General features: G+C 70.6%; 16 protein-coding genes. 1 reads left to right on the top strand and 15 read right to left on the bottom strand.

Features of this window, described 5'->3' with window-relative positions; translation table 11 throughout:
• Nucleotides 1–19: 19 nt before the first annotated feature.
• The 10 genes from gmk to pyrR form a co-directional block, all read right to left on the bottom strand.
• Nucleotides 20–640, bottom strand: coding sequence for a guanylate kinase (gene gmk / locus ACO0M4_RS27940; protein WP_430373667.1), 621 nt, complete (start codon nt 638–640; stop codon nt 20–22).
• Between the two features lie 38 nt (nt 641–678).
• The gene (locus ACO0M4_RS27935) at nt 679–1,002 is read right to left on the bottom strand and encodes an integration host factor (RefSeq protein ID WP_016572363.1); all 324 of its coding nucleotides are present in this window, start codon (nt 1,000–1,002) and stop codon (nt 679–681) included.
• 205 nt (nt 1,003–1,207) lie between these two features.
• Complete coding sequence (gene pyrF / locus ACO0M4_RS27930) at nt 1,208–2,044, bottom strand: orotidine-5'-phosphate decarboxylase (RefSeq protein WP_430373666.1); 837 nt, start codon at nt 2,042–2,044, stop codon at nt 1,208–1,210.
• Nucleotides 2,041–3,150 carry a quinone-dependent dihydroorotate dehydrogenase gene (locus ACO0M4_RS27925; RefSeq protein ID WP_430373664.1) on the bottom strand — a complete coding sequence of 370 codons (1,110 nt, stop codon included), beginning with the start codon at nt 3,148–3,150 and terminating at the stop codon, nt 2,041–2,043. The genes pyrF and ACO0M4_RS27925 overlap by 4 nt, the downstream gene beginning before the upstream one ends.
• A 77-nt stretch (nt 3,151–3,227) precedes the next feature.
• Nucleotides 3,228–6,539, bottom strand: coding sequence for a carbamoyl-phosphate synthase large subunit (carB, locus tag ACO0M4_RS27920; protein WP_430373663.1), 3,312 nt, complete (start codon nt 6,537–6,539; stop codon nt 3,228–3,230).
• Nucleotides 6,532–7,707 carry a glutamine-hydrolyzing carbamoyl-phosphate synthase small subunit gene (carA, locus tag ACO0M4_RS27915; RefSeq protein ID WP_430373662.1) on the bottom strand — a complete coding sequence of 392 codons (1,176 nt, stop codon included), beginning with the start codon at nt 7,705–7,707 and terminating at the stop codon, nt 6,532–6,534. Before carA ends, carB begins: the two co-directional genes overlap by 8 nt.
• A complete protein-coding gene (locus ACO0M4_RS27910) occupies nt 7,704–8,288 on the bottom strand; it encodes a hypothetical protein (protein WP_430373660.1) in 585 nt (194 codons plus the stop codon). The genes carA and ACO0M4_RS27910 overlap by 4 nt, the downstream gene beginning before the upstream one ends.
• Complete coding sequence (locus ACO0M4_RS27905) at nt 8,285–9,571, bottom strand: dihydroorotase (RefSeq protein ID WP_430373659.1); 1,287 nt, start codon at nt 9,569–9,571, stop codon at nt 8,285–8,287. The genes ACO0M4_RS27910 and ACO0M4_RS27905 overlap by 4 nt, the downstream gene beginning before the upstream one ends.
• A 4-nt stretch (nt 9,572–9,575) precedes the next feature.
• Nucleotides 9,576–10,553, bottom strand: coding sequence for an aspartate carbamoyltransferase catalytic subunit (locus tag ACO0M4_RS27900; protein ID WP_430373657.1), 978 nt, complete (start codon nt 10,551–10,553; stop codon nt 9,576–9,578).
• Nucleotides 10,554–10,647: 94 nt separating this feature from the next.
• Nucleotides 10,648–11,286 (bottom strand): bifunctional pyr operon transcriptional regulator/uracil phosphoribosyltransferase PyrR, encoded by a 639-nt coding sequence (gene pyrR / locus ACO0M4_RS27895; RefSeq protein WP_430373655.1) that lies wholly within the window; start codon nt 11,284–11,286, stop codon nt 10,648–10,650.
• 222 nt (nt 11,287–11,508) lie between these two features.
• On the opposite strand from pyrR, the gene ACO0M4_RS27890 reads away from it, so the two are divergent.
• The gene (locus ACO0M4_RS27890; protein WP_016572354.1) at nt 11,509–12,009 is read left to right on the top strand and encodes a transcriptional regulator BldD; all 501 of its coding nucleotides are present in this window, start codon (nt 11,509–11,511) and stop codon (nt 12,007–12,009) included.
• A gap of 226 nt (nt 12,010–12,235) precedes the next feature.
• On the opposite strand, the gene nusB is transcribed toward ACO0M4_RS27890, so the two are convergent.
• The 5 genes from nusB to aroQ all read right to left on the bottom strand — a co-directional run bounded on the left by nusB (nt 12,236) and on the right by aroQ (nt 16,031).
• The gene (gene nusB, locus ACO0M4_RS27885) at nt 12,236–12,673 is read right to left on the bottom strand and encodes a transcription antitermination factor NusB (RefSeq protein ID WP_390015317.1); all 438 of its coding nucleotides are present in this window, start codon (nt 12,671–12,673) and stop codon (nt 12,236–12,238) included.
• A gap of 2 nt (nt 12,674–12,675) precedes the next feature.
• A complete protein-coding gene (gene efp, locus ACO0M4_RS27880) occupies nt 12,676–13,242 on the bottom strand; it encodes an elongation factor P (protein WP_430373653.1) in 567 nt (188 codons plus the stop codon).
• A gap of 66 nt (nt 13,243–13,308) precedes the next feature.
• The gene (locus tag ACO0M4_RS27875; protein WP_430373652.1) at nt 13,309–14,424 is read right to left on the bottom strand and encodes an aminopeptidase P family protein; all 1,116 of its coding nucleotides are present in this window, start codon (nt 14,422–14,424) and stop codon (nt 13,309–13,311) included.
• A gap of 64 nt (nt 14,425–14,488) precedes the next feature.
• Nucleotides 14,489–15,361: a Pro-rich N-terminal domain-containing protein gene (locus ACO0M4_RS27870; protein WP_430373651.1), complete on the bottom strand. Its 873-nt coding sequence runs from the start codon at nt 15,359–15,361 to the stop codon at nt 14,489–14,491.
• 229 nt (nt 15,362–15,590) lie between these two features.
• The gene (gene aroQ, locus ACO0M4_RS27865; RefSeq protein ID WP_430373954.1) at nt 15,591–16,031 is read right to left on the bottom strand and encodes a type II 3-dehydroquinate dehydratase; all 441 of its coding nucleotides are present in this window, start codon (nt 16,029–16,031) and stop codon (nt 15,591–15,593) included.
• Nucleotides 16,032–16,036 lie beyond the last annotated feature (5 nt).

The raw sequence follows: 16,036 nt of genomic DNA, 5'->3' as shown, positions 1-16,036 counted from the left end.
GCCGCGAGCGGGACCGGAGTCAGTCGCCGGTGGTCCGGTCTCCAGGGCGGCGCAGCATCAAGGCTAGCAGCTCACGGCTGACGTCCTCGACGGAGGTGTTGACGAGCGTCACGTCGAACTCCTTCTCCGCCGCGAGCTCGATCCGGGCCGCCTCCAGGCGCCGCTCGATGACCTCCGGCGCCTCCGTGCCGCGGCCGGTGAGCCGGCGGACCAGCTCGTCCCAGCTCGGCGGTGCCAGGAAGACCAGGTCGGCGTCCGACATGGACTCGCGCACCTGGCGGGCGCCCTGCAGGTCGATCTCCAGGAGGACCGGCTCGCCGGCCGCCAGCCGGTCCAGCACCGCCTTGCGCGGGGTCCCGTAGCGGTTGCCGGCGAACGCGGCCCATTCCAGCAGCTCACCGTTGGCGATCAGCTTGTCGAATTCCTCGTCCTCGACGAAGAAGTACTGGACGCCGTGGCGCTCCCCGGGGCGCGGCTTGCGGGTGGTGGCCGAGACCGAGAGCCAGATTTCGGGATGGACCTTGCGCAGATGCGCGACGACCGTGCTCTTGCCGACCCCCGAAGGGCCGGAGAGCACGGTCAGGCGCGGTTGTCTGGCCGGGGGTACGGGGGCGGACCCCCGGGAGACTGCTGAACTCATGCAGCGATTATTCCAGCAACCCGGCAGTGCCGAGAAACTCAGGAACCCGTGCTGCCGAACTCACGCTCCAGTGAGGCGATCTGGTTGGAGCCCAGACCGCGCACCCGGCGGCTCTCGGAGATCCCGAGTCGCTCCATGATCTGCTTCGCGCGGACCTTGCCCACGCCCGGCAGGGACTCCAGGAGGGCGGAGACCTTCATCTTGCCGATGACATCGTTTTTCTGGCCCTGCTGAATGACCTCGTGCAGGGAGGCCCCGGAGTGCTTGAGCCGATTCTTGACCTCGGCGCGCTCCCGGCGAGCCGCGGCGGCCTTTTCGAGCGCGGCAGCGCGCTGTTCAGGGGTAAGGGGCGGAAGAGCCACGCCTACGTCACCTCGGATGTCGAACTGTCGGATACGGACCGGTGTGGAACCTAGTCGCCCCGCAACAGCGGAGCAACGAGCAACGCGCTTACGTGCAGTGCTCTCGACGGAGACTAGCGGCCGATGGCGCTGGAGTCAGCGAGAACAGACGAAAAGTCCTGGTCAGACTCAGCTGACCAGGACATTTCGGGACCAAATAACCGCGTTATGCGACCGCCGCGCGCACTTCGTCGGCGCAGCGGGTCGCCGCCGCGCGCAGTGCGCCGGTGTCCGGGCCATGCTTCAGCACTCCCCGGCTGACGCTCGGCACCACGTTGCGGACCGCCTTGCCGAAGACGGTGGGCAGGTCGGCGGGGGTGGCGCCCTGCGCCCCGATGCCGGGTGCCAGCAGCGGGCCGTTGATCGCCAGGTCGAAGGTGGAGAGATCGCCGAGAGTGGCACCGACGACCGCGCCGAAGGACCCCAGCGGCTCCGCCCCGGCGTTCTCGGCGGCCAGGTGGCCGAGCATGGTGGCGGCGACCGTGCGGCCGTCCTCGCGGACCGCCCGCTGGACCTCCGCGCCCTCCGGGTTGGAGGTCAGGCCGAGCACGAAGAGGCCGGCACCGCTCTCCCGCGCCAGCTCCACGGCGGGCTTCAGCGAGCCGAAGCCGAGGTACGGGGAGACCGTCAGCGCGTCCGAGAACAGCGGCGAGTCCGGGCGCAGGAACGCCTCGGCGTAGGCGCTCATGGTGGAACCGATGTCGCCGCGCTTGGCGTCCATGAGGATCAGTGCACCGCGCTCCCGCGCCTCCTCGACGGCGGTCTCCAGGACGGCGATGCCGCGCGAGCCGAACCGCTCGAAGAAGGCCGACTGCGGCTTGAAGACCGCGACCTGCTCGCCGAGCGCCTCCACCACGGTCCGGGTGAACCGGGCCAGGCCCGCCACGTCGTCGTTCAGGCCCCAGTCGGCCAGCAGCGAGGCGTGCGGGTCGATGCCGACGCAGAGCGGGCCGCGCTCGTCCATGGCACGGCGGAGACGGGCACCGAAGGGTTCGAGGCTCATCCGGTCACCTTCTTGTGGTCGGCGCCGACCGCGTCGGCGAGGGTGGCGTACGGGCTGTTGCGCAGGCGCGCGGCGAGGCCCTTGTGGATCGCGCGGCACCAGAACGGGCCCTGGTAGATGAAGGCGCTGTAGCCCTGGACGAGGGTGGCGCCGGCGAGGATGCGCTGCCAGGCGTCCTCGGCGGTCTCGATGCCGCCGACCCCGACCAGGGTGATCCGGTCGCCCACGCGGGCGTACAGGCGGCTCAGGACCTCCAAGGAGCGCTCCTTGAGGGGGGCGCCGGAGAGGCCACCGGTCTCGGCGATCAGCTTCGGGTCGGAGGCCAGTCCCAGGCCCTCACGGGCGATGGTGGTGTTGGTGGCGATGATGCCGTCCAGGCCCAGTTCCAGGGCGAGGTCGGCGACCGCGTCCACGTCCTCGTCGGCGAGGTCGGGGGCGATCTTGACCAGCAGCGGGACCCGGCGGTCGGTGACCGTGCGGTCGGCGGCCTCGCGGACCGCGGTGAGCAGCGGGCGCAGGTGGTCGACGGCCTGGAGGTTGCGCAGCCCCGGCGTGTTCGGCGAGGAGACGTTGACGACCAGGTAGTCGGCGTGCCGGGCCAGGCGCTCGGTGGAGGTGACGTAGTCGGCGACCGCCTCGGCCTCCGGAACGATCTTGGTCTTGCCGATGTTGACGCCGACCGTGGTCCGGAAGACGGGGTTGCGGGCGGCCAGGCGGGCGGCGACCGCAGCCGAGCCGTCGTTGTTGAAGCCCATCCGGTTGATCAGCGCGCGGTCCGGCACCAGCCGGAACAGTCGCTTCTTGGGGTTTCCGGGCTGCGGCTGGGCGGTGACGGTGCCGATCTCGACGTGGTCGAAGCCGAGCATGGCCATGCCGTCGATAGCCACGGCGTTCTTGTCGAAGCCGGCGGCCAGGCCGAAGGGGCCGTGCATCCGGCGGCCCAGGGCCTCGGTGCGCAGTTCCTTGTAGCGGGGGGCGAGGGCGGCCGCGGCGAAGGTGCGCAGCACGGGGAGGCGCGCGGCCAGGCGGATCCAGCGGAAGGCCAGGTGGTGGGCCTTCTCGGGGTCCATGCGCTGGAAGATCAGCTGGAAGAACAGGCGGTACATGGTGGGCGGGCCTTTTCGCGAGGAGGGTCGGTGGGCTCATGAAGAGGGGGACACCATCTGGTGTCCCCCTCTCGGGCCTACTCCTCGCGGGCCGAGGTCAGATGTCGGGCGTGCTCCTGGAGGGAGCGCACCCCGACGTCGCCGCGGGACATCGCCTCGATGCCCTGGACGGCGGCGGCCAGCGCCTGGACCGTGGTCAGGCAGGGGATGCCGCGGGCCACGGAGGCGGTGCGGATGTCGTAGCCGTCGAGCCGGCCGCCGGTCCCGTAGGGGGTGTTGACGATCAGGTCGACCTGGCCGTCGTGGATCAGCTGGACGATGGTCTTCTCGCCGTTGGGGCCCTCGCCCTCGGACTGCTTGCGCACCACGGTGGCCTTGATGCCGTTGCGGCGCAGCACCTCGGCGGTGCCGGAGGTGGCCAGCAGCTCGAAGCCGTGGGCGACCAGCTCACGGGCCGGGAAGATCATCGAGCGCTTGTCGCGGTTGGCGACGGAGACGAACGCGCGGCCCTTGGTGGGCAGCGCACCGTAGGCGCCGGCCTGCGACTTGGCGTACGCCGTGCCGAAGACCGAGTCGATGCCCATGACCTCGCCGGTGGAGCGCATCTCCGGGCCGAGGATGGTGTCCACGCCGTGGCCCGAGGCGTCCCGGAACCGCGACCAGGGCATGACCGCCTCCTTGACGGAGATCGGCGCGTCCAGCGGCAGCGTGCCGCCGTCCCCGGTCTTGGGGAGCATGCCCTCGGTGCGCAGCTCGGCGATGGTGGCGCCCAGCGAGATCCGGGCGGCGGCCTTGGCCAGCGGGACGGCGGTGGCCTTCGAGGTGAAGGGCACGGTCCGCGAGGCGCGCGGGTTGGCTTCGAGGACGTAGAGGATGTCCCCGGCCATCGCGAACTGGATGTTGATCAGCCCGCGGACGCCGACGCCCTTGGCGATGGCCTCGGTGGAGGCGCGCAGCCGCTTGATGTCGAAGCCGCCGAGGGTGATCGGGGGCAGCGCACAGGCGGAGTCGCCGGAGTGGATGCCGGCCTCCTCGATGTGCTCCATGACGCCGCCGAGGTAGAGCTCGTGACCGTCGTAGAGCGCGTCCACGTCGATCTCGATGGCGTCGTCGAGGAACCGGTCGATGAGGACCGGGTGCTGGTCGATCAGGCCGGCGTGCCGCTCCAGGTACTCGGCCAGCGAGGGCTCGTCGTAGACGATCTCCATACCGCGGCCGCCGAGCACGTACGAGGGGCGGACCATCACCGGGTAGCCGATCTCGGCGGCGATGTCCTTGGCCTCGACGAAGGAGAAGGCGGTGCCGTACTTGGGGGCCGGCAGGCCGGCCTCGGTCAGCACCCGGCCGAACGCGCCGCGCTCCTCGGCGAGGTCGATGGCCTCGGGCGAGGTGCCGACGATCGGCACGCCGTTGTCCTTGAGTGCCTGCGCCAGGCCCAGCGGGGTCTGCCCGCCGAGCTGAACGATGACCCCGGCGACCGGGCCCGCCTGGGATTCGGCGTGCACGATCTCCAGCACGTCCTCCAGGGTGAGCGGCTCGAAGTAGAGCCGGTCGGAGGTGTCGTAGTCGGTGGAGACGGTCTCCGGGTTGCAGTTGACCATCACGGTCTCGTAGCCGGCGTCGCTGAGCGCGAACGAGGCGTGGACGCAGGAGTAGTCGAACTCGATGCCCTGGCCGATGCGGTTGGGGCCGGAGCCGAGGATGATCACCGCGGGCTTCTCGCGGGGCGCGACCTCGGTCTCCTCGTCGTAGGACGAGTAGAAGTACGGGGTCCGTGCCGCGAACTCGGCCGCGCAGGTGTCGACCGTCTTGTAGACCGGGCGGAGGCCGAGCGCGTGCCGCACCTCGCGGACGACGTCCTCGCGCAGACCGCGGAGGTCCGCGATCTGGGTGTCCGAGAAGCCGTGCCGCTTTGCTTCCGCAAGGATTTCCGGGTCGAGCGTGTCGGCGGCCTGGACCTCGTCCGCGACCTCCTTGATCAGGAAGAGCTGGTCGACGAACCACGGGTCGATCTTCGTGGCGTCGAAGACCTCCTGCGGGGTGGCGCCGGCCCGGATCGCCGCCATGACGGTGTTGATCCGGCCGTCGGTGGGGACCTTGGCCCGCTCCAGCAGCTCAGCCTTGTCGCCGGGCTCGCCCGTGAAGGCGAACTGGCTGCCCTTCTTCTCCAGCGAGCGCAGCGCCTTGTTGAGCGCCTCGGTGAAGTTACGGCCGATGGCCATCGCCTCGCCGACCGACTTCATGGTGGTGGTGAGGGTGGCGTCGGCGGCCGGGAACTTCTCGAAGGCGAACCGCGGCACCTTGACGACGACGTAGTCGAGGGTCGGCTCGAACGACGCCGGGGTCTCCCGGGTGATGTCGTTGGGGATCTCGTCCAGGGTGTAGCCCACGGCCAGCTTCGCGGCGATCTTCGCGATCGGGAAGCCGGTGGCCTTGGAGGCCAGGGCCGAGGAGCGGGAGACCCGGGGGTTCATCTCGATGACGATGACCCGGCCGTCCTCGGGGTTGACCGCGAACTGGATGTTGCAGCCGCCGGTGTCCACCCCGACCTCGCGGATCACGGCGATGCCGATGTCGCGCAGGACCTGGTACTCGCGGTCGGTGAGCGTCATCGCCGGGGCCACGGTGATCGAGTCACCGGTGTGCACGCCCATCGGGTCGAAGTTCTCGATGGAGCAGACGACCACGACGTTGTCGTGCTTGTCGCGCATCAGCTCCAGCTCGTACTCCTTCCAGCCGAGGATGGACTCCTCCAGGAGCACCTCGGTGGTCGGGGAGAGCGTCAGGCCCTGGCCGGCGATCCGGCGCAGTTCCTCCTCGTTGTGGGCGAAGCCGGAGCCGGCGCCGCCCATGGTGAAGGACGGGCGGACGACGACCGGGTAGCCGCCGAGCTCCTCGACGCCGTTGAGGACGTCGTCCATGGAGTGGCAGATGACCGAGCGGGCGGACTCGCCGTAACCGATCTTGGCGTTGACCGCCTCGACGACGTCCTTGAAGAGGTCGCGGTCCTCACCCTTGTTGATCGCCTCGACGTTGGCGCCGATCAGCTCGACGCCGTACTTGTCGAGGGTGCCGGCCTCGTGCAGCGAGATGGCGGTGTTGAGCGCCGTCTGGCCGCCGAGGGTCGGCAGCAGCGCGTCCGGACGCTCCTTGGCGATGATCTTCTCGACGAACTCCGGGGTGATCGGCTCGACGTACGTGGCGTCGGCGATCTCCGGGTCGGTCATGATCGTGGCCGGGTTGGAGTTGACCAGGATGACGCGCAGGCCCTCGGTCTTGAGGACCCGGCAAGCCTGGGTGCCGGAGTAGTCGAACTCGGCGGCCTGACCGATGACGATCGGGCCGGAGCCGATGACCAGGACGGACTGGATATCGGTGCGCTTAGGCACGCTGGCCCTCCATCAGAGAAACGCTGTGCTGATTGTTGTCTCGCATGAGCTCGACGAAGCGATCGAAGAGGTACGCGGCGTCGTGCGGGCCGGCGGCCGCCTCGGGGTGGTACTGGACGCTGAAGGCCGGCTGGTCGAGGAGCTGGAGCCCCTCCACCACGTTGTCATTCAGGCAGACGTGGGAGACCTCGGCGCGACCGAAGGGCGTGTCGGAAACCTTGTCGAGCGGCGCGTCCACGGCGAACCCGTGGTTGTGCGCGGTGACCTCGACCTTGCCGGTCGTACGGTCCTGCACCGGCTGGTTGATGCCGCGGTGCCCGTACTTGAGCTTGTACGTGCCGAAGCCCAGCGCTCGGCCCAGGATCTGGTTGCCGAAGCAGATGCCGAACAGCGGGGTCTTCCGGGAGAGCACCTCGCGCATCACGCCGACCGCGTGGTCGGCGGTGGCCGGGTCGCCGGGCCCGTTGGAGAAGAACACGCCGTCGGGGTCGACCGCGTAGATGTCCTCGGCGGTCGCGGTGGCCGGCAGCACGTGCACCTCGATGCCGCGCTCGGCCATCCGGTGCGGGGTCATGCCCTTGATGCCGAGGTCGACGGCGGCCACGGTGAACTTCTTCGTGCCGATCGCCGGGACGACGTACGTCTCCTTGGTGGCGACCTGCGCGGAGAGGTCGGCGCCCTGCATCTCGGGGTGCTGGCGTACCTCGGCGAGCATCGTGCCCTCGTCGGGCAGCGCGTTGCCGGAGAAGATGCCGACCCGCATCGCACCGCGCTCGCGCAGGTGGCGGGTGAGCGCACGGGTGTCGATGCCGCGGATGCCGACGACGCCCTGGTGACGCAGTTCGTCGTCCAGGGAGCGCCGGGAGCGCCAGTTGGACGGCATCCGGGCGGGGTCCCGGACGACGTAGCCGGCGACCCAGATCCGCGCGGACTCGGGGTCCTCGTCGTTCACGCCGGTGTTGCCGACGTGCGGGGCGGTCATGACGACGACCTGACGGTGGTACGAGGGGTCGGTCAGGGTCTCCTGGTAGCCGGTCATGCCGGTGGAGAACACCGCTTCACCGAAGGTCTCCCCCACGGCCCCGTAGGCGCGGCCGCGGAAGGTGCGGCCGTCCTCCAGGACGAGTACGGCGGGGATTTTGGCGGTCCCCTTGGTGGAGGTCGTCATCGTGCGCCTTCCGTTTCACTGTGCTCGGTGGTGTGCTCGGTGCTGAGCCGGTCGATGGCCTCGACCCAGGCCGGGTGCTCGCCGGCCCGGTCGGAGCGGAAGCCGGAGTCGATCTGCTTGCCGCCGTGTTCCCAGATGACGACCAGCAGGCCGCCCTCAGGGAGGACCTTGCCTGCGATGCCCGCCTCAAGGCGGGCGCCACGCAGGGCGGTGACCGGTACGAAGAAGTCCGTGGCGCCCGGCCGTACGACGGCAAGACCCTGGTCGGTCAAGGTCAGTTCGACCCGGCTACGGGTGCCCAGGCCGTGGGCGACGATCCGGTCCAGCCACTGCCCGGCGGTGGTCGAGCCGTGGTAGCGGCCGCTGAGGGTCAGCCGGGGCTCGCCGGCGTCGGCCGGGGCGGTCGGCAGCTCGGGCAGATCGCCCTGGAGGGTGCCGCGCCACTTCCAGCCCTGGCGCATCAGCCAGTAGACGAAGACGACGAACACCAGGAGACCGACCACCCAGGCGATGCGTCCGGCCCAGTCGGTGACCGGGGCGGAGTGCGGTGCCGCGGCCAGATGGATGAGTGCAGGAGTCACGCGAGCTTCCCGTCGACGAGCGTTGCGCGGCCCCGCAGGAAGGTGTGGGTGACGCGTCCCGGCAGCTCACGGCCCTCGTAGGGGGTGTTGCGGCTGCGGGAGGCGAAACCCGCGGGGTCCACCTCTCCACGGTAAGCGGAATCGACCAGGGTGAGGTTGGCGGGCTCACCGGCTGAGATCGGGCGTCCGTGGCCGGCCTGCCGGCCGATCCGCGCCGGGGTGACGGACATCCGGTCGGCGACGCCGGCCCAGTCCAGCAGCCCGGTCTCGACCATGGTGTGCTGGACGACGGACAGCGCGGTTTCCAGGCCCACCATGCCCATCGCGGCCGCGGCCCACTCACAGTCCTTGTCCTCGTGCGGGTGCGGGGCGTGGTCGGTGGCGACGATGTCGATCGTGCCGTCGGCGAGGGCCTCGCGCAGGGCCAGCACGTCGCGCTCGGTGCGCAGCGGCGGGTTGACCTTGTAGACCGGGTTGTAGCTGCGCACCAGCTCGTCGGTGAGGAGCAGGTGGTGCGGGGTGACCTCGGCGGTCACGTCGATCCCACGGGACTTGGCCCACCGGACGATCTCGACGCTGCCGGCGGTCGAGAGGTGGCAGATGTGGACCCGGGAGCCCACGTGCTCGGCGAGCAGCACGTCCCGGGCGATGATCGACTCCTCGGCGACGGCCGGCCAGCCGCCGAGCCCCAGCTCGGCCGAGACGATGCCCTCGTTCATCTGGGCGCCCTCGGTCAGCCGCGGCTCCTGGGCGTGCTGGGCGACGACCCCGCCGAACGCCTTCACGTACTCCAGGGCCCGCCGCATGATCACCGCGTCGTCGACGCACTTGCCGTCGTCGGAGAAGACCGTGACGCCGGCCGCGGACTCGTGCATCGCGCCGAGCTCGGCGAGCTTCTTGCCCTCCAGCCCGACGGTGACGGCGCCGATGGGCTGTACGTCGCAGTAGCCGCTCTCCTTGCCCAGCCGGTAGACCTGCTCGACGACGCCGGCGGTGTCGGCGACCGGGAAGGTGTTGGCCATGGCGAACACCGCGGTGTAGCCGCCGCTGGCCGCGGCCCGGGTACCGGTCAGGACGGTCTCGGAGTCCTCCCGGCCGGGCTCGCGTAGATGGGTGTGCAGGTCGACCAGGCCCGGCAGGAGGACCTTGCCGTCGGCTTCGACGACGTCGGCGCCCTCGGCGGACAGGCCGTTGCCCACCGCCTCGATGAACTCCCCGTCGATCAGCACGTCCTGCGGAGCGCCACCGAGCACCTTCGCACCGCGGATCAGAATCTTGCTCATGGTCTTACTTCTCCTCGGAACGGGGGTGGGTGACGGCGGGCTCGTTGCCGCCGAGCAGCAAGTAGAGGACGGCCATGCGGATGGAGACGCCGTTGGCGACCTGTTCGATGACCGTGCAGCGGTCGGAGTCGGCGACCTCGGCGGTGATCTCCATACCGCGGACCATCGGGCCGGGGTGCATCACGATGGCGTGCTCGGGCATCCGCGCCATCCGGTCGCCGTCCAGGCCGTAGCGCCGCGAGTACTCGCGCTCGGTCGGGAAGAAGGCGGCGTTCATCCGCTCGCGCTGCACCCGCAGCATCATCACGGCATCGGACTTGGGCAGCACGCTGTCGAGGTCGTAGGACACCTCGCACGGCCAGGTCTCGACGCCGACCGGCACCAGGGTCGGCGGCGCGACGAGGGTGACCTCGGCGCCGAGGGTGTGCAGGAGGTCGACGTTGGAGCGGGCGACGCGGCTGTGCAGCACGTCACCGACGAGGGTGATGCGCTTCCCGTCGAGGTCCCGGCCGAGCCCGGCATCCGGGCCGATGAGCCGGCGCCGCATGGTGAAGGCGTCCAGCAGGGCCTGGGTGGGGTGCTGGTGGGTGCCGTCGCCGGCGTTGATGACGGGGGCGTCGATCCAGCCGGACGTGGCCAGCCGGTACGGGGCGCCGGAGGCGCTGTGCCGGATGACGACGGCGTCGACGCCCATCGCCTCCAGGGTCTGGGCGGTGTCCTTGAGCGATTCGCCCTTGGAGACGCTGGAGCCCTTGGCGGCGAAGTTGATGACGTCCGCGGAGAGCCGCTTCTCGGCGGCCTCGAAGGAGATCCGGGTCCGGGTCGAGTCCTCGAAGAAGAGGTTGCAGACGGTACGCCCGCGCAGGGCGGGGAGTTTCTTGATCGGCCGGTCGGCGACCCGGGCCATTTCCTCGGCGGTGTCGAGGATCAGTACGGCGTCGTCCCGCGTGAGATCGGCGGCCGAGATGAGGTGGCGCTTCATCCGGTTTACTCCGGGAGTGAGGGAGGTGTACGGGAATGTCCGTTGAGCGGGCATGGGTGCGGGCCCGGGGTCACCGGGTCCGCACGCGCGTGCGCTAGCGCTCGCCGGCTGGGGCGGTCGGCTCGGCCGCCGGGGACTCACCATCGGAGCCGGGGCGGGACGGAGCCGAGCGCAGGCCGAGCAGCACGGCGTCGCGACCGTCCTCCTCGGTCAGCTGGACCTTGACCGCCTCCCGCAGCGACGTGGGGAGGTTCTTTCCCACGTAGTCGGCGCGGATGGGCAGCTCGCGGTGGCCGCGGTCGACCAGGACCGCGAGCTGTACGGCGCGCGGGCGCCCGATGTCACCCAGGGCGTCCAGGGCGGCGCGGATGGTGCGTCCGGAGAAGAGCACGTCGTCGACGAGGAGGACGAGGCGCCCCTCGATGCCGTCGGTGGGGATCTCCGTACGAGCCAGCGTGCGGGCCGGACCCAGGCGCAGGTCATCGCGGTACATCGTGATGTCGAGCGAGCCGACCGGAATGGCACGACCGGTGATCTCTTCGAGCTTGGCGGCCAACCGCCGGGCGAGGAAGACACCGCGGGTGGGGATTCCCAGCAGCACCACGTCGTCCGCGCCCTTGGCGCGCTCGACGATTTCGTGGGCGATGCGGGTGAGCATCCGCGCGATGTCGGGGCCCTCTAGCACCGGCCGGGCCGGGGTTTGAGTTCTCGATGCGGAACTGCGTGCGTCCATACGAAACGGACCTCCTTCTCCGCCTCACGGGACGGACTTTAAAGGACGTCGGAATTACGAGATTCAGGCTATCAGGAGCCCCTCTCGGCCCCGTACGCCCCCCTGACGGGTGATGGTCTGCCCCATTCGGCTTGACGAAGTCAGATTACGCTGCGTAACCTCACAGTGAGTTACCAGCCACGCGGCGGAGCCGCATGTCGATACAGCCGTCTGGGGAGCTTTATGTCCAGCGAATACGCTAAACAGCTCGGGGCCAAGCTCCGCGCCATCCGTACCCAGCAGGGCCTCTCTCTCCATGGCGTCGAGGAGAAGTCCCAGGGCCGCTGGAAGGCCGTGGTGGTGGGGTCGTACGAGCGCGGCGACCGTGCCGTGACCGTACAGCGCCTCGCCGAGCTGGCGGACTTCTACGGCGTGCCGGTGCAGGAGCTGCTGCCGGGCACGACGCCGGGCGGCGCCGCCGAGCCGCCGCCGAAGCTGGTGCTGGACCTGGAGCGTCTGGCCCACGTCCCGCAGGAGAAGGCCGGCCCGCTCCAGCGCTACGCCGCCACGATCCAGAGTCAGCGCGGTGACTACAACGGCAAGGTCCTCTCGATCCGTCAGGACGACCTGCGCACCCTCGCGGTGATCTACGACCAGTCGCCCTCAGTGCTCACCGAGCAGCTGATCAGCTGGGGCGTGCTGGACGCGGACGCCCGCCGGGCCGTGCAGCACGACGAGATCTGACCGGCCCGAAGCCCCGCGCTTCACACGCAGAAACGTACCGCCGCCCTGGGCTTCCCAGGGCGGCGGTACGCGTTTCCCGCGCGGCTGCGGCCACGGGTCGACCTACGGGCCGTTGGACGGGCGATCGGGCGCACAGAGGGACGACGACGGGCCCGGAGCGATGTCGCATCGCTCCGGGCCCGTTCCGTGCCTCGGTTCTCAGCCGATCAGCGGCCGCGCGGCCGGATCAGCGCGTCTCCTCGCGGCGCAGCCCCGGCTTCAGCTCCTTGAGCCGGGCGAGCAGGCCGTTGACGAACGACGGTGAGTCGTCGGTGGAGAACTCCTTGGCCAGCTGCACGGCCTCGTCGATCGCCACCGCGTCCGGCGTGCCGTCCACCCAGAGCAGTTCGTAGGCACCGAGCCGGAGGATGGAGCGGTCGGCCGCCGGCATCCGGTCCAGGTCCCAGTCCACGGAGTAGGTGGAAATGAGCTCGTCGATGCGGGCGACGTGCTCCGCGTACCCCTCGACCAGTTCCAGGGTGTACTCGTGCACCGGCGGCTGGCGGGAGTCGGTCCGGGCATGGCGCATCCAGTCCGCGAGCACGGACTGCACATCGGCACCGCGCTGGTCGGCCTCGAAGAGGATCTGGAAGGCGCGCTTACGGGCCTTGGTGCGGGCAGCCACGGTTAGCTGTTCACCCGGCCGAGGTAGTCGCCGGTACGGGTGTCGACCTTGATCTTCTCACCGGTGGTGATGAAGAGCGGGACCTGGATCTCGTAGCCGGTCTCCAGCGTGGCGGGCTTGGTGCCGCCGGTGGAACGGTCGCCCTGGACGCCCGGCTCGGTCTCCTTGATAACCAGCTCGACGGCGGCCGGCAGCTCGACGTAGAGGACCTGGCCCTCGTTCTGCGCGACGACGGCCTCGAAGCCCTCCAACAGGAAGTTGGCGGCCTCACCGACGGTCTTGCGGTCGATGTGCAGCTGGTCGTAGGTGTCCATGTCCATGAAGACGAAGTAGTCGCCGTCCATGTACGAGAACTGCATGCCGCGCTTGTCGACGGTCGCCGTCTCGACCTTGGTGCCGGCGTTGAAGGTCTTGTCCACCACCTTGCCGGAGAGCACGTGCTTGAGCTTGGTACGGACGAAGGCCGGGCCCTTACCGGGCTTGACGTGCTGGAACTCGACGACGGACCAGAGCTGGCCGCCTTCGAGCTTGAGCACCATGCCGTTCTTGAGGTCGTTCGTGGAAGCCACGGTTGCGGAATCTCCTGGACTACAGGTGGTGGGTACCTCGAAACCGCCCGCAGCGAGCTCGGTGGCTCACAGGGCGAGCAGCTCCTTGGTCGTGATCGTGAGTAGCTCGGGTCCGCCGTCCGCCTCGGGGCGGACGACGAGGGTGTCGTCGATCCGGACACCACCACGGCCCGGGATGTGGACCCCTGGCTCGACGGTGACCGGCACGCAAGCGTCCAGTTTACCCATGGCGCCGGGTGACAATTGAGGGTCCTCGTCGATTTCCAGTCCGACACCGTGTCCGGTCCACGGCCCGACCCCCTCACCGTGCCCCGCCCGCTCCAGGATCTGGCGGGTCACCCGGTCCACCTCATGGCACTCCACGCCCGGCGTCAGCGCCTCCCGACCGGCCTTCTGGGCTGCGAAGACCAGGTCGTACAGGTCGATCTGCCAGTCCGCCGGGGTGGTGCCGATGACGAAGGTCCGGCCGATCTCGCAGCGGTAGCCGCGGTAGTTCGCGCCCAGGCCGACGGTCAGGAAGTCGCCCTCCTCGACCCGGCGGTCGGTCGGCAGATGGCCGGCGCGCCCGGAGTTCGGGCCGGTGGCGACGGAGGTGGGGAAGGCCGGGCCGTCCGCGCCGTGGTCGACCAGGCGGCGCTCCAGTTCGAGCGCGAGGTGGCGTTCGGTGCGGCCGACCAGGATCGACTCCAGGAGTTCGCCCAGTGCCTGGTCGCTAATCTCGGCGGCGATCCGCAGGCAGGCGATCTCGTCGTCGTCCTTGACCAGCCGCTGCGCCTCGACGGCGCAGGCCAGGTCGGCGAGGCGCATCCGGGGCGCGATCTGGGACAGCGCCCGGTGGCGGGTGACGGTGAGGTGGTGCTCCTCCACGGCGAGGATCTCCGCGCCCGCCTTGGCGGCCAGACCGGCGGCGGCCACCACGGGGTCACTGCCGCGGGCGGGCAGCACCGAGACCCGTACGTCGTCGGCGGGATGCCCCTCGGTGGGATCACCGGTGAGCGGCCGGCCGCAGACCAGAACATCGTCCCCGGGGTCGCCGGGGCCCAGCAGCAGGGCCGCGCCGGGTGGGGTGCAGCCGGTGAGATAGCGGACGTTGGCGGGACGCGAGATCAGTGCGGCGGTACTTCCGGTTGCGGCGCAGCGGTCGCGCAGCTGCGCGCGTCGGACCGCGTACAACTCGGACATATCGTCAGCGTACGACCGCTCTCCCGGACCGGCCGTTCGAGACGGCCGGCCGGGGGACGGCCGGCTACCAGCTGGGGGGACTGGCGATGCTGCGGGCGACGACCTCGTCGAGCGCCCGCACGGTGGTGGCGACGTCGTGCTGGGAGTTGTCGATGATCGGCAGCCCGGAGCCGTACCAGCCGGCCATCCGGCCGTGGATGCGGGCCACCTCCTCGTCGGAGAGGCGGCGGTTGCCGGTGCGCCGGGCGTTGCGCTCCAGGACGACCTCCAGGCCCGGGAGCAGCACGATCGGCAGCAGTCCGGGGCCGACGTGACGCTTCCAGCCGCCGAGGCCGACGACCGGGCGGTCCGGGAAGACCGCGTCGTCGAGGATGCAGGAGATGCCGTTGGCGAGGAAGTTGCGCGCGGCGAAACCGCAGGTGCGGCGGGCGAGGCGGTACTGCGCCTCGGAGTGGTCGTTCCAGCCGGACTGCGGGTCGGCGAAACCGGACCGGACCCATTCGCGGACGTCGTCCAGGCTGATGTGCGCGGTCGGCACCCGCCGGGTGTCGGCCCAGTGGCGGGCGACGCTGGTCTTGCCGGCGCCGGCCGGGCCGATCAGCAGCACCGCCACGGCGGCGTGCGCGGCATCCGGGGCGGCGTTGCCGGGCGGCGTGCTGGGCAGCGGGACGGGGGCACCGGAGGGCAGCTGGACGTGGCCGGTGATGTCGTTGCTGTGCGGGGTGGGCGGGGCCTGGTGGGGCGCGGGGGCGTGCCAGCCCTGACCCGGGGCGGTGTGCGCCGGCGGGGCGGGGGGTGGCGGTGCCGCGGGGGTGTGCGGCACGCCGGGCGGGTGGGGCTGGCCGGGGTGCGGCGTCCAGTTCATGGTCATGCCGGCGCCTTGGGGGTGAAGTGGACCGCGGGGCGGTGGCAGCGGAGCCCCCACTGCGTACTGCATCCGGTGGCTCTCCGTCTCGTGCGGTCGACGTGGTGCGGGGCGGCGCACCGGGCGGGGTGGCCAGGTGCGCCGTGGCGGCAACTGCGGGGCGGGTACGGGCCGTTGCCGCCCCACCGCCGGGTGGTGCTGCGGTGAACCGTACTCCCCCGGCAACTGCCAGGAGGGTTCCCTACCCCCGGCGTCCGTCGAATGAACGGCCGAGGGCACGGGTGTATGGACGACGCACCGGTCAGCCGGTCAGTTCCTCGGCGAGGGCGCGCAGCGCCAGGCGGTACGAGCCGATGCCGAAACCGGCGATGGTGCCGCTGGCGACGGCCGCGATGACCGAGGTGTGGCGGAACTCCTCGCGGGCGTACGGGTTGGAGATGTGCACCTCGATCAGCGGGGCGGTGCGCTGGGCCGCCGCGTCCCGCATCGCGTACGAGTAGTGCGTGAACGCACCGGGGTTGATGACGACCGGGACGGCACCGTCGGCGGCCTCGTGCAGCCAACGGACCATCTCGCCCTCGTCGTTGGTCTCCCGCACCTCGGCCTCGAAGCCGAGTTCCTTGCCGAGCCGGGCGCACTCGGCGACCAGCCCGGCGTAGGAGGTGGCGCCGTAGACGTCGGGCTCGCGGGAGCCCAGCCGGCCGAGGTTGGGGCCGTTGAGGACCAGCACGCGGCGGCTCACCGGGC

This window comes from Streptomyces sp. RGM 3693 (assembly GCF_050471125.1).
Taxonomy (GTDB): domain Bacteria; phylum Actinomycetota; class Actinomycetes; order Streptomycetales; family Streptomycetaceae; genus Streptomyces.
This window is presented reverse-complemented; position numbering and strand designations above follow the sequence as displayed.

What these genes read in the sequence shown, in the direction of transcription:
- gmk (WP_430373667.1), bottom strand. Translation starts at nt 640, where the DNA reads ATGAGTTCAGCAGTCTCCCGGGGGTCCGCCCCCGTACCCCCGGCCAGA.
- pyrF (WP_430373666.1), bottom strand. Translation starts at nt 2,044, where the DNA reads ATGAGCCTCGAACCCTTCGGTGCCCGTCTCCGCCGTGCCATGGACGAG.
- ACO0M4_RS27925 (WP_430373664.1), bottom strand. Translation starts at nt 3,150, where the DNA reads ATGTACCGCCTGTTCTTCCAGCTGATCTTCCAGCGCATGGACCCCGAG.
- carA (WP_430373662.1), bottom strand. Translation starts at nt 7,707, where the DNA reads ATGACGACCTCCACCAAGGGGACCGCCAAAATCCCCGCCGTACTCGTC.
- ACO0M4_RS27905 (WP_430373659.1), bottom strand. Translation starts at nt 9,571, where the DNA reads ATGAGCAAGATTCTGATCCGCGGTGCGAAGGTGCTCGGTGGCGCTCCG.
- ACO0M4_RS27900 (WP_430373657.1), bottom strand. Translation starts at nt 10,553, where the DNA reads ATGAAGCGCCACCTCATCTCGGCCGCCGATCTCACGCGGGACGACGCC.
- pyrR (WP_430373655.1), bottom strand. Translation starts at nt 11,286, where the DNA reads ATGGACGCACGCAGTTCCGCATCGAGAACTCAAACCCCGGCCCGGCCG.
- ACO0M4_RS27890 (WP_016572354.1), top strand. Translation starts at nt 11,509, where the DNA reads ATGTCCAGCGAATACGCTAAACAGCTCGGGGCCAAGCTCCGCGCCATC.
- ACO0M4_RS27875 (WP_430373652.1), bottom strand. Translation starts at nt 14,424, where the DNA reads ATGTCCGAGTTGTACGCGGTCCGACGCGCGCAGCTGCGCGACCGCTGC.
- ACO0M4_RS27870 (WP_430373651.1), bottom strand. Translation starts at nt 15,361, where the DNA reads ATGCAGTACGCAGTGGGGGCTCCGCTGCCACCGCCCCGCGGTCCACTT.